The 14210-nt window shown below is 52.1% G+C and carries 12 protein-coding genes and 1 riboswitch; of the genes, 9 read left to right on the plus strand and 3 right to left on the minus strand.

Annotated elements, in window-relative coordinates; all coding sequences use genetic code 11:
* Nucleotides 1–308: 308 nt before the first annotated feature.
* Both uvrA and uvrB read right to left on the minus strand, forming a co-directional pair.
* Nucleotides 309–3182: an excinuclease ABC subunit UvrA gene (uvrA, locus tag R70723_RS28840; RefSeq protein WP_039877473.1), complete on the minus strand. Its 2874-nt coding sequence runs from the start codon at nucleotides 3180–3182 to the stop codon at nucleotides 309–311.
* A gap of 353 nt (nucleotides 3183–3535) precedes the next feature.
* Nucleotides 3536–5527 (minus strand): excinuclease ABC subunit UvrB, encoded by a 1992-nt coding sequence (gene uvrB, locus R70723_RS28845; protein WP_039877475.1) that lies wholly within the window; start codon nucleotides 5525–5527, stop codon nucleotides 3536–3538.
* A 180-nt stretch (nucleotides 5528–5707) separates the two neighbouring features.
* On the opposite strand from uvrB, the gene R70723_RS28850 reads away from it, so the two are divergent.
* Together R70723_RS28850 and R70723_RS28855 are read left to right on the plus strand one after the other, a co-directional pair.
* Nucleotides 5708–6487 carry a flagellar motor protein gene (locus tag R70723_RS28850; RefSeq protein WP_039877476.1) on the plus strand — a complete coding sequence of 260 codons (780 nt, stop codon included), beginning with the start codon at nucleotides 5708–5710 and terminating at the stop codon, nucleotides 6485–6487.
* The gene (locus R70723_RS28855; protein WP_039877478.1) at nucleotides 6484–7359 is read left to right on the plus strand and encodes an OmpA/MotB family protein; all 876 of its coding nucleotides are present in this window, start codon (nucleotides 6484–6486) and stop codon (nucleotides 7357–7359) included. The genes R70723_RS28850 and R70723_RS28855 overlap by 4 nt, the downstream gene beginning before the upstream one ends.
* A gap of 124 nt (nucleotides 7360–7483) precedes the next feature.
* Here the strand turns inward: R70723_RS28855 and gcvH are convergent, their stop codons facing one another.
* Nucleotides 7484–7876, minus strand: a complete 393-nt coding sequence (gene gcvH, locus R70723_RS28860; RefSeq protein ID WP_039877479.1) for a glycine cleavage system protein GcvH — start codon at nucleotides 7874–7876, stop codon at nucleotides 7484–7486.
* Between the two features lie 230 nt (nucleotides 7877–8106).
* Nucleotides 8107–8202, plus strand: a riboswitch (glycine riboswitch).
* Between the two features lie 248 nt (nucleotides 8203–8450).
* Here gcvH and gcvT point away from each other — a divergent pair.
* From gcvT to R70723_RS28895, 7 genes are all read left to right on the plus strand, one after another.
* Entirely contained in the window at nucleotides 8451–9575 is a 1125-nt protein-coding gene (gene gcvT / locus R70723_RS28865; protein WP_039877480.1) for a glycine cleavage system aminomethyltransferase GcvT, read from the plus strand.
* Complete coding sequence (gene gcvPA, locus R70723_RS28870) at nucleotides 9572–10924, plus strand: aminomethyl-transferring glycine dehydrogenase subunit GcvPA (protein ID WP_039877482.1); 1353 nt, start codon at nucleotides 9572–9574, stop codon at nucleotides 10922–10924. Before gcvT ends, gcvPA begins: the two co-directional genes overlap by 4 nt.
* Nucleotides 10921–12381, plus strand: coding sequence for an aminomethyl-transferring glycine dehydrogenase subunit GcvPB (gene gcvPB / locus R70723_RS28875; protein ID WP_039877483.1), 1461 nt, complete (start codon nucleotides 10921–10923; stop codon nucleotides 12379–12381). The genes gcvPA and gcvPB overlap by 4 nt, the downstream gene beginning before the upstream one ends.
* 375 nt (nucleotides 12382–12756) lie before the next feature.
* Nucleotides 12757–13233, plus strand: a complete 477-nt coding sequence (locus R70723_RS28880; protein WP_039877485.1) for a GyrI-like domain-containing protein — start codon at nucleotides 12757–12759, stop codon at nucleotides 13231–13233.
* Between the two features lie 37 nt (nucleotides 13234–13270).
* Nucleotides 13271–13489 (plus strand): hypothetical protein, encoded by a 219-nt coding sequence (locus tag R70723_RS28885; protein WP_039877486.1) that lies wholly within the window; start codon nucleotides 13271–13273, stop codon nucleotides 13487–13489.
* A gap of 26 nt (nucleotides 13490–13515) precedes the next feature.
* Nucleotides 13516–13734: a hypothetical protein gene (locus R70723_RS28890; RefSeq protein WP_039877488.1), complete on the plus strand. Its 219-nt coding sequence runs from the start codon at nucleotides 13516–13518 to the stop codon at nucleotides 13732–13734.
* An 87-nt stretch (nucleotides 13735–13821) separates the two neighbouring features.
* The gene (locus R70723_RS28895) at nucleotides 13822–14187 is read left to right on the plus strand and encodes a hypothetical protein (RefSeq protein WP_039877490.1); all 366 of its coding nucleotides are present in this window, start codon (nucleotides 13822–13824) and stop codon (nucleotides 14185–14187) included.
* The last annotated feature ends 23 nt before the right edge of the window (nucleotides 14188–14210 follow it).

Below are 14210 nucleotides of genomic sequence, written 5' to 3' on the forward strand. Positions count from 1 at the left end.
TGGACAAGCAGGTTCATCTCATTCATATCTACCCTTATGTTATCGCTACCATTTAAGCAGTGCAATAGCTATTGGTTAAAAAAGCTGTAATTGTTGTAAAAAATTATTATTACAGAGTGTTATCCAATGATAAATATGATTTTTCACATTGACACGCACATGCGAATAGCCGATTTATCAGTGCACTTTTAAGCCGCTATTTCCGCATTCAGATACGAAAAAGAACGCTGCAAACGGATACCCGCCTGCAGCGCTCGAAATCACAGCCTGTCTTAACTATCCGGCAAAAGAAACCCGCCGCTCTGCTATTATACCGTCTCCGATGTCTGCAGCTCCAGTGCCTTTGTCCGCTCAGTATCACGGATCAGGATTGGCTTCAGGTATCTGCCGGTGTACGATTCCTCAACGGTAATCAGCTTCTCCGGTGTTCCGGTAGCCAGAACTGTTCCGCCGCCGCTGCCGCCCTCAGGTCCCATATCTATGAGGTAATCCGCAGTCTTGATCACATCGAGATTATGCTCAATGACCAGAACCGATTCACCGGAGTCTACCAGACGGTGCAGTACCTCCAGCAGACGGCCGATGTCGTCCACATGCAGGCCTGTAGTCGGCTCATCCAGAATGTAGAGCGTCTTGCCGGTGCTGCGGCGGTACAACTCGGAAGCCAGCTTCACACGCTGGGCTTCACCGCCGGATAATGTTGTTCCCGGCTGTCCGATGTTGATGTAACCGAGGCCGACATCCAGCAGCGTCTGCATCTTGCGGTGGATTTTGGGAATGTTTTTGAAGAACTCGGTTGCGTCCTCCACAGTCATTTCCAGCACATCGGCAATACTCTTGCCTTTGTATTTGACCTCTAGTGTCTCCCGGTTGTACCGCTTGCCCTTACATACTTCACAAGGCACGTATACATCCGGTAGGAAGTGCATCTCAATCTTGATAATCCCGTCCCCGCGGCAAGCCTCACAGCGTCCGCCCTTCACATTGAAGCTGAACCGCCCCTTCTGGAAGCCGCGCACCTTAGCCTCATTGGTCTTGGAGAACAGATCACGGATATCATCGAATACGCCGGTATAGGTTGCCGGATTGGAACGCGGAGTGCGGCCGATCGGCGACTGGTCGATCTCGATAACCTTGTCCAGGTTCTCAAGGCCCCGGATTTCCTTATGCAGACCCGGACGAACCTTCACAGCTCTATTCAGCTGGCGGGCCAGACTCTTATACAGAATCTCATTAACCAGCGAGGACTTACCAGAGCCGGAGACGCCGGTTACTGCTGTAAAGACACCCAGCGGAATCTTCACGTTAACGTTCTTAAGGTTGTTCTCTTTGGCTCCGCGGATTTCGATCCAGCGGTCATCGGTTGCCCGGCGCTTGGAGGTTACCGGAATAAACTTGCGTCCGCTAAGGTACTCTCCGGTCAGCGACTTCGGATCATCCATAATCTCCTGCGGCGTACCCTGGGCAATTACGCTTCCCCCATGGATACCCGCACCCGGGCCGATGTCGATGATATAATCAGCAGCCATCATTGTATCCTCATCATGCTCAACCACAATCAGTGTATTACCGAGATCACGCATATGGGCCAATGTTGAGATCAGCCGGTCATTATCCCGCTGATGCAGCCCGATACTCGGCTCATCCAGAATGTAGAGGACGCCCATTAGACTAGAGCCGATCTGCGTTGCCAGTCTGATACGCTGCGCTTCACCTCCGGAGAGTGATCCCGCCGCACGGCTAAGCGTCAGATAGTTCAGTCCGACGTTAACCAGGAAGCCGAGCCGGCTGCTGATTTCCTTGAGGATCAGGTTGGCGATGGCTGTTTCTTTTTCATTCAGCACAAGGCTTCCGAAGAATTCCTGGCAGTCCCCGATGGACAGGTCTGTAACATCCGCCACATTCCGGTCGTTGATGGTAACCGCAAGAATTTCCTTTTTCAGACGTTTGCCTTTACATACATGACAAGGCTTGGCACTCATAAAGCCTTCAATAAATTCACGGATTCCTTCCGAGGCTGTATCCCGGTATCTCCGCTCCAGATTAGGAATAATTCCCTCGAAAGCGACAAGCGCATCCTTCTTCTGGCCAAAGTCATTCTCATAGCGGAAGCGGATCTTCTCGCTGCCTGTTCCGTACAGCAGCTTGTTCATCTGATCCGGTGACAGCGTGCTTACCGGCACATTCTGCGGAATTTTGAAATGCTCACAGACCGACTTCAGGAACTGCGGGTAGTAGTTGGAGGTACTGCCTGTCCAGGCCAGAAAAGCTCCGTCCTCCACCGATTTCTCCGGGTCAGGAATCAGCAGCTCCGGATCGACAACCATGTTCACCCCAAGGCCGTCACATTCCGTGCACGCCCCGAACGGACTGTTGAAGGAGAACATCCGCGGAGCCAGCTCCTCAATACTGAAGCCGCACACCGGGCAGGCAAAGTTCGAGCTGAACAGTAGCTCCTCCTGGCCGATAATATCCACCAGAATCTGCCCGCCGGACAGCTTAAGCGCCGTTTCCAGCGAGTCCGTCAGCCGGGTCTGCACATCATCCTTGATAACAATCCGGTCCACTACAACTTCTATGGTGTGCTTCTTGTTTTTTTCAAGTTCAATCTCTTCTGTAACCTCACGCAGCTCTCCATCTACACGCACGCGGACGAAGCCCTGCTTGGAGATGTCGCTGAACAGGCCCTTGTGCTCGCCCTTTCGGCCGGAAATAACCGGTGCGAGAATCTGCAGCCGGGTCTTCTCCGGATACTGCATAATCCGGTCCACCATCTGCTCAACGGTCTGGGAGGTAATCTCGATTCCGTGATCCGGGCAATGCGGATGGCCGATCCGGGCAAACAACAGACGCAGGTAGTCATAGATCTCCGTTACCGTACCTACCGTCGAGCGCGGATTGCGGCTCGTAGTCTTCTGGTCGATAGAAATCGCCGGAGACAAGCCGTCGATGGAATCGACATCGGGTTTCTCCATCTGGCCGAGGAACTGGCGGGCGTAGGCGGAAAGGGACTCCACATAACGGCGCTGCCCTTCAGCATAAATCGTATCGAACGCCAGCGAGGATTTGCCGGAGCCGCTAAGTCCCGTCAGCACCACGAAGCGGTCCCGCGGGATCGTTACGTCGATGTTCTTGAGATTATGCGCTCGCGCGCCTTTGATTACTATACTTTCGTTCGCCAACGGTAAAACCTCCAATTTCAAATACGGAAATATTTTGGGAAAACATTTTCGATCCCTCCCAAACCCTCCCTTAGCCAAGGGAGGGCCCCAAGGGTTGCACCCTCTGGACACCCGTAAGGGTTGGCGTGGGAGTAGGGTTGGAGGGACTTAGTTACTTGGGTGCCGGGATCGCTTGTCCCTGCGGGACCGCTTGAACTTTTGGCGCTCCGGGGGCTGTTCCTGCGGAATGCGCCAAGAGCTTCAACTGCGAGCTGTTCCTGCGGAATGCGCAAATACCTTAAGCCTTTATATTATCTGCTTATCTAAAAAGAACGGCCGGGAAAGAGCCGTTCTGTTCATTACGTGGTGCGGCTCTACTCGGCCCGCAGCTCCAGCAAAGCGTCGCGCAGCTCGGCGGCGCGCTCGAATTGCAGGTTCTTGGCGGCGTCCTTCATCTCGGCCTCCAGACGCTGCATCAGGCTCTGCTTGTCTTTCTTGCTCAGCTTGCCGCCCGCGCCGGTGAGATACTCGGCTTTGGACTCGGCCACCTTAGTGGCTTCGATGATTTCGCGGATCTTCTTGTTGATTGTCGTCGGTGTAATCCCATGCTGCTCGTTGTAAGCAATCTGAATCGCCCGGCGGCGTTCAGTTTCGCTGATCGCCTTCTCCATGGAATCCGTTATACGGTCGCCATACATGATGACCCGCCCCTCCGAGTTACGGGCGGCACGCCCGATTGTCTGGATCAGCGAGCGCTCTGAACGCAGGAAGCCCTCTTTATCAGCGTCCAGAATAGTAACCAGGGATACTTCCGGAAGGTCAAGACCCTCTCTTAACAGGTTAATACCCACAAGGACATGGAATGTACCCAAACGGAGATCACGGAGGATCGCCATACGCTCCAGTGTCTTGATGTCGGAGTGCATATAGCGGACCTTGATGCCGATTTCCTTAAAGTAGTCGGTCAAATCCTCAGACATTTTCTTTGTCAGTGTGGTCACTAATACCCGTTCATCCCGTGCCACACGTTCACGGATTTCATTAATCAGATCATCAATCTGGCCTTCTGTCGGCCGCACCTCAATAATAGGGTCGAGCAGGCCGGTAGGCCGGATGATCTGCTGCACCATTGTTTCACAGTGCTCCATCTCGTACGGTCCCGGTGTAGCTGAGACATAGACAATCTGGTTCACCTTGTCTTCGAACTCCTCGAACTGCAGCGGCCGGTTATCCAGTGCAGACGGAAGGCGGAAGCCGTGGTCAACCAGCACGGTCTTGCGCGCCCGGTCACCGTTATACATTGCACGGATCTGCGGCAGCGTTACATGGGACTCATCTATTACAATCAGCATATCGTCCGGGAAGTAATCCAGTAGCGTGTACGGAGTAGCTCCCGGTTCACGGAAGGTCAGCGGTCCGGAGTAGTTCTCGATTCCGGAGCAGAAGCCGACCTCCTTCATCATCTCAATATCATAGCGTGTCCGCTGCTCCAGACGCTGTGCTTCGAGCAGCTTGCCTTCATCACGCAGAACAGCCAGCCGTTCCTCAAGTTCACGCTCAATATTCACAATAGCGACTCGCATCGTCTCTTCCTGGGTAACAAAGTGAGAGGCCGGAAAAATCGCAATATGATCGCGCTCGCCGATCAGCTCTCCGGTCAGCACATCAATTTCGGTAATTCGCTCAATCTCATCACCGAACAGCTCAACCCGGATTGCATGCTCTCCCTGGGAGGCCGGGAAGATTTCGACCACATCACCGCGTACGCGGAAGGTACCGCGCACAAAGTTCATATCATTGCGCTGATACTGGATATCCACCAGCCGGCTCAAAATCTGGTTGCGCGGCTTCTCCATACCGACACGTAAAGAGAGCAGAAGGCTGCCGTATTCCTGCGGCGATCCGAGGCCGTAAATACACGATACGCTCGCCACAATAATAACATCACGCCGTTCAAACAGTGAGCTCGTTGCCGAGTGGCGCAGCTTATCTATCTCTTCATTAATGCTGGAATCTTTCTCGATGTAGGTGTCGGAGGAGGGAATGTAGGCTTCAGGCTGATAATAATCGTAGTAGCTGACGAAGTAATCGACGGAATTGCTTGGAAAGAACTCTTTAAATTCACTGGCCAGCTGTGCAGCAAGCGTCTTGTTATGGGCAATAACCAGTGTAGGACGGTTAAGCTTGGAAATCATTTGTGCAATGGTAAAGGTCTTGCCTGTACCTGTTGCTCCCAGCAGCGTCTGGTGTCTCTTGCCCTGCCGGATGCCGTTCACTAATTCTTCTATGGCATGAGGCTGATCGCCCTGGGGTGTATACTCGGACTCCAGTTTAAAAGTCTTCGTACTGACGACAATATCACTCATTTGCCCGTCTCCCCTCTATCGTCTAAAATATATTAATATACCACTAATTGTGGTCTGAATGCTCTAATCCCATACGGTAATAAAAATATGGAAGATAAGAATGCGTGTTCCCGTTTATTATACAGCGTTGCCTACATGGATGCAAACCATAATATATAGAAATCTAAGGAGACTGATCCTATGGATATTACCTCAATTATCGGCCTCCTGGCCGGTCTGGCCGCGCTTATCGGCGGTTTTTTCTGGGAAGGCGGCAACCTTTCCGGACTGCTTCAGCCAAACGCCGCCCTTATTGTATTCGGAGGCACGCTCGCTGCGGTGCTGATTAGCTTTCCCGCCTCCAGACTGCGCTCTGTTCCCGCTGCGCTGCGCCTGGCTTTTGGAAGACAGCCTGATACAGACTTGGATAAAGTCCAGGAGCTGATCTCGATGGCAGCTATTACACGGAGGGGCGGTGTACTTGCACTGGAAAAGCAGGCGGAGGAGCATCCTGACCCGTTCACGCGTGAAGGGCTGCTGCTCATCGTCGACGGTACTGATCCGGACCAGGTCCGCCAGATACTTGAGCTGGATATGGATGCCAAAGAGCTGAAGTATGAAGGCTATGCCAAAATTTTTGAAGCTGCCGGGGGATACGCCCCGACCATGGGAATTATCGGTACTGTCATGGGACTTATTCATGTCCTCAGCAATCTTTCTGACCCGTCGGGTCTCGGTTCCTCCATTGCCGTCGCCTTTACAGCGACATTATATGGTGTAGCCAGCGCCAATCTAATCTTTTTACCCATCGCCTCCAAAATCAAATCCCGTGCCCAGGCAGAGCTAAGCAGCATGGAGATGCTGCTGGTCGGCATACTGTCCCTGCAGAACGGGGATCCCCCGCATCTGGTCCGCAAGAAGCTGGGCTCCTTTATCGCCGATTCATCGGATATTGAGAGATCCTTCAGAGGCCTGTCATGAAGCAGAGGAACCGGCGCAGCCGCAAGGCGGACGGGCAGCACGAGCCCCGGGACCGCTGGATGATTACCTATGCGGATCTGATTACGCTGCTGCTGATTTTTTTCGTCGTCATGTATGCGATGAGCAGTCTGGATAGCGAGAAGTACAGGATTGTAACAGGCTCCCTGTCAGAAACATTCCGGAGCGGCAACCCTGTTCTTGAAGGCGGAAGCGGTGTGCTGGATGGGGATGACGGGATTCAGGACCCGCCTGCTGCCGGAGGAAGCAACACAGACGGAACCGGTAATTCAGGGAACGGCGGGACAGAAAATTCAGGCAGCGGCTCCGGAAATACACCGGCCTCAGAAGAACAGGACGAAAGTGAGCCGCCGTCTGCGCGCGAGCTCGCTTTCCGCGAACAGGAAGCCAAGCTTAACGCCCTGATGGACGTCATAACAACGTATGTTGAGGACAATAATCTCGGCGACCAGATCTTTGTGGCGGACAAGCCGCAGGGTATTGCCATTACGCTCAGCGACCGCTTTTTGTTCGATGTCGGCCGGGCTGAGCTGAAGCCGCCCGCCTTTCCGGCACTCCGCCAGCTCTCAGGGTTATTCAGCGGCATAGGCGCATCGGTCAGCATCGAAGGCCATACAGATAACACCCCTGTATCTGCCGGCTCACAGTACAATGATAACTGGGATCTGTCAGGGGCACGCGCGCTCTCGGTTCTGCGCTTCTTTCTGGACAGCGAGGGGCTAGATCCCGGCACCTTTCAGTATGCGGGATATGCCGACACCCGGCCCGCCTACGATAATGCTACTGCCGAGGGACGCCAGAGGAACCGCCGGGTGGAGCTGATTGTGCTCCGGCAGCTGCAGGAAGAGGAATAACAGCACAAAAAGACAGACCCCGCACATTAGTATCGACCATGTGTGAAGACTGCCCTTTATACGGCGGCTGCCCGGCATCCTTAAGAAAAGGTGCCGGCAGCCGCTTTTATGTGAATATATTATATTATTCCCCGACCAGTTCGCGGTAGGCAGCCGCATCCAGCAGTCCTGCTACAGCTTCGCTATATTCAGCGTCAAGCTCAAGCTCAAAAATCCAGCCGCCGCTGTATGGCTCGTCGTTAAGCAGCTCCGGGCTGGCCTCCAGTGCATCATTGATCCGGGTCACCTTTCCCGAGACGGGTGAATATAATTCGGAAACTGTCTTTACCGACTCGATGCTGCCCACGCTGTCGCCGGCGGAAATAGCAGCTCCCACTTCAGGAAACTCCACAAATACGATATCTCCGAGCAGATGCTGGGCATGATCCGTAATTCCGACCCGTACTACGCGTCCTTCACCCTGCTGAGCCCATTCGTGCTCTTCACTGTACCGCAGGTTGTCTAACACTTCACTCATTTCAAGCCGCCTCATTTCCGAATTTGGTGTTGTAAATGTAGTTATAGACTAAAATACCAGCTTACGCAATGTCAATATAACTGACAGGAAAATTAATTTTGTCATCTTTTTGACGTTTTTTATGTTGACGGACGGCTGAATACCCGGTTTAATGGAGACAGCAGATTTCATGGCGCTGATAAGCGCCGCTCAGATCATGTTTGTTCAGGACAATCACATATGCTTTGCGAATGATGGCATAGGGAGAGACTGCCTCCCGAAGACAGCGCCGAAGGAGTAAGCCCCGGGCGGGTGAATCTCTCAGGCAAAAGGACCTTTGCCGGACGCATCTCTGGAGAGCATCAGTACCTGCTGCTACAGCACACTGATCACCAACGGGGAAACCTGCCGGATGGGTCCGTGCGGGGTAACTCTCAGGTACAAAGGACAGAGCGGAACGCTTTTTATGCACGTTAAGTGTGTATTTTAGCGACCGTTCTGTCCTTTTTTTGTTGTCTATCACGGGCAGACACCGCCCGGAGAGGCACGGAACAGCCGCCTTAGGCTTGTGTAATCAGATCAGGGGAGTGAGCACATGGAAGCTTTGAAGAGAACGCCTTTTTACAGCCTTTATTCCGCTTATGCGGAGGCCAGATGCATTGATTTCGGCGGCTGGGAGCTGCCGGTTCAGTTTACAGGAATCGTCAAGGAGCATGAAGCGGTCCGCCATCAGGCCGGGCTATTCGATGTCTCGCATATGGGGGAATTCATGGTCAGCGGAAGCGGCTCGGAAGCTTTTCTGCAAAAAATGACCACCAACGATGTCAGCCGGCTGGCTGACGGTGCCGCACAATACACCCTGATGCTGTATCCGGACGGCGGAGTGGTGGATGACCTGCTCGTCTACCGCCTCGGTGAAGAACGTTATATGCTTGTTGTCAATGCCTCCAACATCGATAAGGACTTCCAGTGGCTGCAGGAGCATCTCACTGCCGAATTCTGCGGAGTCAGTCTGGTAAATGTCTCGGATAATACCCTGCTCCTGGCGCTGCAGGGTCCGCTGGCGGAAACCATTCTCCGCAAAGTTACCTCCACTCCTGTCGCCGAGCTGAAGCCCTTCCACTTCATCGAACGTGCCGAGGTCTGCGGCGCAGAGGTGCTGCTCTCCCGCACCGGCTACACCGGCGAAGACGGCTTCGAGCTCTATGCTCCGGCGGACACAGCCGCCGCCTTATGGAACGGCCTGCTTGCGGCCGGTGCTCCTCACGGTCTGACGCCGGCCGGTCTTGGCGCACGCGATACGCTCCGCTTCGAGGCCAAGCTACCGCTGTACGGCCAGGAGCTGTCGGCAGATATCACTCCTCTGGAAGCCGGCGTGCAATTCTTCGTCAAGCTGGATAAGGCAGACTTCATCGGCAAGGATGCGCTGGTGAAGCAGAAGGAAGCCGGGCTGCCCCGCCGTCTGGTCGGGCTTGAGATGATTGACCGCGGCATTCCGCGTTCCCATTACCCCGTCTACGCAGACGGCGTCAAAATCGGCGAGGTAACAACCGGAACCCAGTCCCCGACGCTGAAGCGCAATCTGGGGCTTGCGCTGATCGATGCAGCCTACAGTGAAATCGGCACAGAGATTTATGTGGAGATCCGCGGCAAGCAGCTTAAGGCCGCTGTGGTCAAAGCACCGTTTTATAAAAAGAGCCAAGGAGTGAAGCCGCAATGAAGCACCGCTATCTGCCTATGACTGAGCAGGACCGCCAGGAGATGATGGAGACTGTCGGGATTCAGTCCATGGAGGAGCTGTTTATCGATATTCCGCAGTCTGTACGCTATCAGGGCACCATGCCGATGTCAGAGGCTTTGGATGAATATGCTTTGCTCCGCCATATGAAGGAACTGGCCGACCGGAATGCCAATTTTGATACTCACGCCAGCTTCCTCGGCGCCGGGATCTATGATCATCATATCCCGGTAGTCATCAACCATGTGATCTCCCGTTCAGAGTTCTATACAGCTTACACCCCGTATCAGCCGGAGATCAGCCAGGGCGAGCTGCAGGCGATTTTTGAATTTCAATCCTATATCTGCGAGCTTACCGGGATGAAGGTGGCTAATGCCAGCATGTACGACGGCGCTACTGCCTTCGCAGAAGCGGCTGTTCTGGCAGCAGGCGCAACCAAACGCAAAAAGCTGATTGTTTCCCGTACCGTCCATCCCGAAGCCCGCCAAGTACTGGCTACATCGGCCGGAGCCTGGGGACTGGAGGTTGTGGAAATTGATTATAAAGACGGCGTAACCGATCAAGCCAAGCTGGCTAAAGCAATTGACGCGGATACTGCAGCTGTACTGGTTCAGTCACCGAACTTCTTCGGAGCGATCGAGGATCTCGGGGCAATCGAACCGCTGATCCATGCGGTCAAAGGATTGCTTGTAGTCAGCGCCAACCCGCTGGCACTGGGCGTTCTGGAAACGCCCGGCAAGCTCGGAGCCGACATTGTAGTTGGTGACGCACAGCCGCTGGGCATTCCGGCTTCGCTTGGTGGTCCTACCTGCGGATTCTTCGCTGTAGCCGAGCCGCTGATGCGCCGTATGCCGGGCCGTATTGTCGGCCAGACCGTTGACCGTAACGGCAAACGCGGATTCGTGCTCACACTGCAGGCCCGCGAGCAGCATATCCGCCGTGAAAAAGCGACCTCCAACATCTGCTCCAATCAGGCGCTGCTGGCGCTGTGCGCTTCTGTCTATCTGTCCGTTATGGGTAAAGAGGGCATGCGCGAGGTCGGCGAGCTGAATATCCGCAAGAGCCATTATGCTGCAGGCAAGCTCGGAGAGCTTACAGGCGCAGCTCCTGCATTTACCGCACCGTTCTTTAATGAGTTCGTGCTGAAGCTCCCGGAGGGAAGCAGCGTCAGTGAAATTAATTCCAGGCTAGTCAAGGAAGGCTTCCTTGGCGGCTACGATCTAGGCCGTGATTATCCGGAGCTGGCCGGACATATGCTGGTTGCCGTTACGGAGAAAAGAAGCAAGTCGGAAATCGACCAATTCGCCAAGCTATTGGAGGGCTGTTTATGAAACCGGAACAAAGTCTGATTTTTGAGCTTAGCCGTCCCGGCCGCTCAGCCTATTCCCTGCCGGTGTGCGATGTTCCTGAGGAGGAGGCCATCGATTCGCTGATTCCGGCCGGACTGCTGCGCAGTGAGCCTGTGCTTTTGCCGGAAGTGTCTGAAGTGGATGTGATCCGCCACTATACTGCCCTTTCCCGCCGTAACTTCGGTGTCGATAACGGCTTCTACCCGCTCGGCTCCTGTACGATGAAATACAATCCAAAGATTAATGAGGATGTTGCCCGCTTCCCGGGTCTGGCCAAGATTCACCCGTACCAGCCGGAGGAGAGCATTCAGGGCGCGCTTGAATTAATGCATACTCTGCAAAAAGATCTCGCCGCCCTGACCGGCATGGATGCCGTCTCCCTTCAGCCTGCCGCCGGCGCCCACGGGGAATGGACCGGCCTGATGATGATCCGCGCCTACCACGAGAGCCGCGGTGAGAAGCGTACGAAGGTCATCGTGCCGGACTCCTCGCACGGCACTAACCCGGCCAGCGCCGCAGCTGCGGGCCTTGATACCGTAACGATCCCGTCCAACGCCAAAGGCATGGTCGATCTTGAAGCACTGAGAGCAGCAGTCGGCAGCGATACCGCTGCGCTGATGCTGACCAATCCGAGCACACTCGGCCTGTTCGAGACGCAGATTGTCGAGATTGCTGAAATCGTTCATGAAGCCGGCGGCCTGCTCTATTACGACGGAGCGAATTCCAATGCCATCATGGGCATTACCCGTCCGGGCGACATGGGCTTCGACGTGGTACACTTAAATCTGCACAAAACCATGAGCACCCCGCACGGCGGCGGCGGCCCGGGGGCCGGACCTGTCGGCGTGAAGTCGATCCTGATTCCTTTCCTGCCGCAGCCTTCCGTGGTACAGAATGAAGACAGCAGCTACTCGCTGAACTATGGCGGACCGGAATCCATCGGCCGGGTCAAGGCCTTTTACGGCAACTTCGGCATTCTTGTCCGTGCCTATGCCTACATCCGCACCTATGGGCCGGACGGCCTGCGCGAGGTGTCCGAAAATGCCGTGCTGAACGCCAACTATATGATGCACCGGCTGGCGCCGCATTTCGAAATTCCGTACCCGGGCGTCTGTAAGCATGAATTCGTAATGTCCGGCCGTAATCTCAAGCAATACGGGGTGCGTACGCTCGACGTAGCCAAGCGGCTGCTTGACTTCGGCTACCACCCGCCAACTGTCTACTTCCCGCTAACCGTCGAGGAGTGCATGATGATTGAGCCGACCGAGACCGAAAGCAAGGAAACGCTCGACGGCTTCATTGATACAATGATCCAGATTGTCAAGGAAGCCCAGGAGACGCCGGAGATTGTCATCAACGCTCCGCACACGACCGAAATCAGCCGTCTGGATGAAACCCAGGCTGCGCGCAAGCCGGTCCTGAACTGCTCTTGCGGTTAATTTATAAACAATGATTCACTAATAAAGGCGGCTAATCCCAAAGAACCTATGTCTTTGGCGGTTAGCCGCTTTTTCTTATATGTCTCCTTCTCGCACAAGTCAAAATAAAGGAAGATGGAACCGAAGTTATACAGCCCGATAAATCTGTATCAATTTGTTCGTGCAAATTGGCGTTTATTCAGAAACTCGTTTGAGTCAACGATCGTTCCATTAAAAAAACAAACATATAATATATCATATTTGGGATTTTTATCAAATATCTAGAATGGGATATTTGTATATAATTATTGCACTGTTATGCTTACCAAGTCGGGTTAGATAAATATTAATTATATAAATATCTGATACCGCAACAGAACCTGAAAGGAGAATCCAATGGTAAAAATAGCAGTTGGCCAAGAATTGAAGCTGGATAACGTACTTTCATTGAGAGCAAAAATCAAACAGGAAGATATACAACTGACATTAAAACAGATTGGACAATATCTAGAGAGAGTCAATATTCAAAAACAAGGTCCAATTGTTACAGCAACTTTTGGAGTAGAGCAAATATCTACGGGAAATATAGTTGATATAGAGATCTTGATTCCTACAGACAAACGTTTCCAACCTGAAGGGCCGTATACCTTCAAAGAAAAATTCCATCTTGTAAATGCTGTCTATGCAAGACATACAGGTAACCCCGCATCATTAGAAAATACATATCGGGATGCAATGTCTTTTATAACTTCCAATGACTTACAACCCATCACTGCAGGCTATAGTGTGAATGTAAATGAACTGAGTCCTTCTCAATCCCCGGAAGATTTAATTATAGATATATTTATAGGAATTAACCCTTCAATTCTCTAGTCAGGGTTAACATTTCATCATGAAGGGAGGTGAAGAAATGGAACTCGGAATGAACAGATTTGAACTTTTATCTTATGATGAGATGCTTGATGTTGTAGGAGGGAAAAATTGGAATGATGTTTGTTATGGAATTCTAGGTATGGTAACTGTTGTGGCGGCAGTAACTACGGCCCCCGTAACACTGCCTTTAGCAGCAATGGCAGTAGGTGGATCGATAGTATCAGGATACTTAGTAGGTACAGGATTACGGCCATAATTACAACTTAAAGGAGAGAATTATTAATGCTTGTATATTCTGCTGGCTTTACTGAACTGACTCATGAAAACAGTCTGGACATTAATGGCGGATCCAAAGTCAATTGGGGTAACATTGGTGCTGGAATCTTCGGGATGGTTACTATTATGTCTGCAGTAGCTGCCGCACCTGTTGCTGTGCCGGCTGCAATTGTTTATATTGCTGGTACTGTAGCTTCCGGATATCTTGTAGGCTCCTCATTCTAAACCGTAAGAGACATTCTTCCATTATGTACGCTGAAGAATGTCTCTTATATTCATATTTCATATAAAGAAAGGCGGCAGAGAATTACGTTGAAGCAAAAATTCGAGAGACTAATTCCTTTCATAATTAAAACGGATATTTTTTTAGGCATCCTCATTTTGATTCTCACCTTTATGGGGAAGTCCGAAATTCTAAATCCTCAATGGTTTGCAGTTAATTTTTTCATTTTTATAGGCGGTCTTTATATTTATTCAAAGACCAAAAACAAAATTTTCTATTGTGTATTTATTTACGCTCTAATTTTTTCTTTAACAATTTTAATTGATATGATTTTCCCTGGAGGGATTATCTCTGATAACAATACTGCAGGAGATCATACCATGAGTGTTGTGTTTATTGTACTTGGGATTGGAGGCTTTTTTGCTACTTATTATTACCAAAATAAGAAAAAATAACTTGAGTTAATTTCATTCAAAAA

Source organism: Paenibacillus sp. FSL R7-0273, assembly GCF_000758625.1.
Lineage (GTDB): Bacteria > Bacillota > Bacilli > Paenibacillales > Paenibacillaceae > Paenibacillus_AQ.

Excerpts from the sequence above, each read along its gene's own strand:
- gcvPB (WP_039877483.1), top strand. The coding sequence starts at position 10,921 with ATGAAACCGGAACAAAGTCTGATTTTTGAGCTTAGCCGTCCCGGCCGC.
- R70723_RS28880 (WP_039877485.1), top strand. The coding sequence starts at position 12,757 with ATGGTAAAAATAGCAGTTGGCCAAGAATTGAAGCTGGATAACGTACTT.
- gcvPA (WP_039877482.1), top strand. The coding sequence starts at position 9,572 with ATGAAGCACCGCTATCTGCCTATGACTGAGCAGGACCGCCAGGAGATG.
- R70723_RS28855 (WP_039877478.1), top strand. The coding sequence starts at position 6,484 with ATGAAGCAGAGGAACCGGCGCAGCCGCAAGGCGGACGGGCAGCACGAG.
- R70723_RS28885 (WP_039877486.1), top strand. The coding sequence starts at position 13,271 with ATGGAACTCGGAATGAACAGATTTGAACTTTTATCTTATGATGAGATG.
- uvrB (WP_039877475.1), bottom strand. The coding sequence starts at position 5,527 with ATGAGTGATATTGTCGTCAGTACGAAGACTTTTAAACTGGAGTCCGAG.
- gcvT (WP_039877480.1), top strand. The coding sequence starts at position 8,451 with ATGGAAGCTTTGAAGAGAACGCCTTTTTACAGCCTTTATTCCGCTTAT.
- R70723_RS28850 (WP_039877476.1), top strand. The coding sequence starts at position 5,708 with ATGGATATTACCTCAATTATCGGCCTCCTGGCCGGTCTGGCCGCGCTT.
- gcvH (WP_039877479.1), bottom strand. The coding sequence starts at position 7,876 with ATGAGTGAAGTGTTAGACAACCTGCGGTACAGTGAAGAGCACGAATGG.
- R70723_RS28890 (WP_039877488.1), top strand. The coding sequence starts at position 13,516 with ATGCTTGTATATTCTGCTGGCTTTACTGAACTGACTCATGAAAACAGT.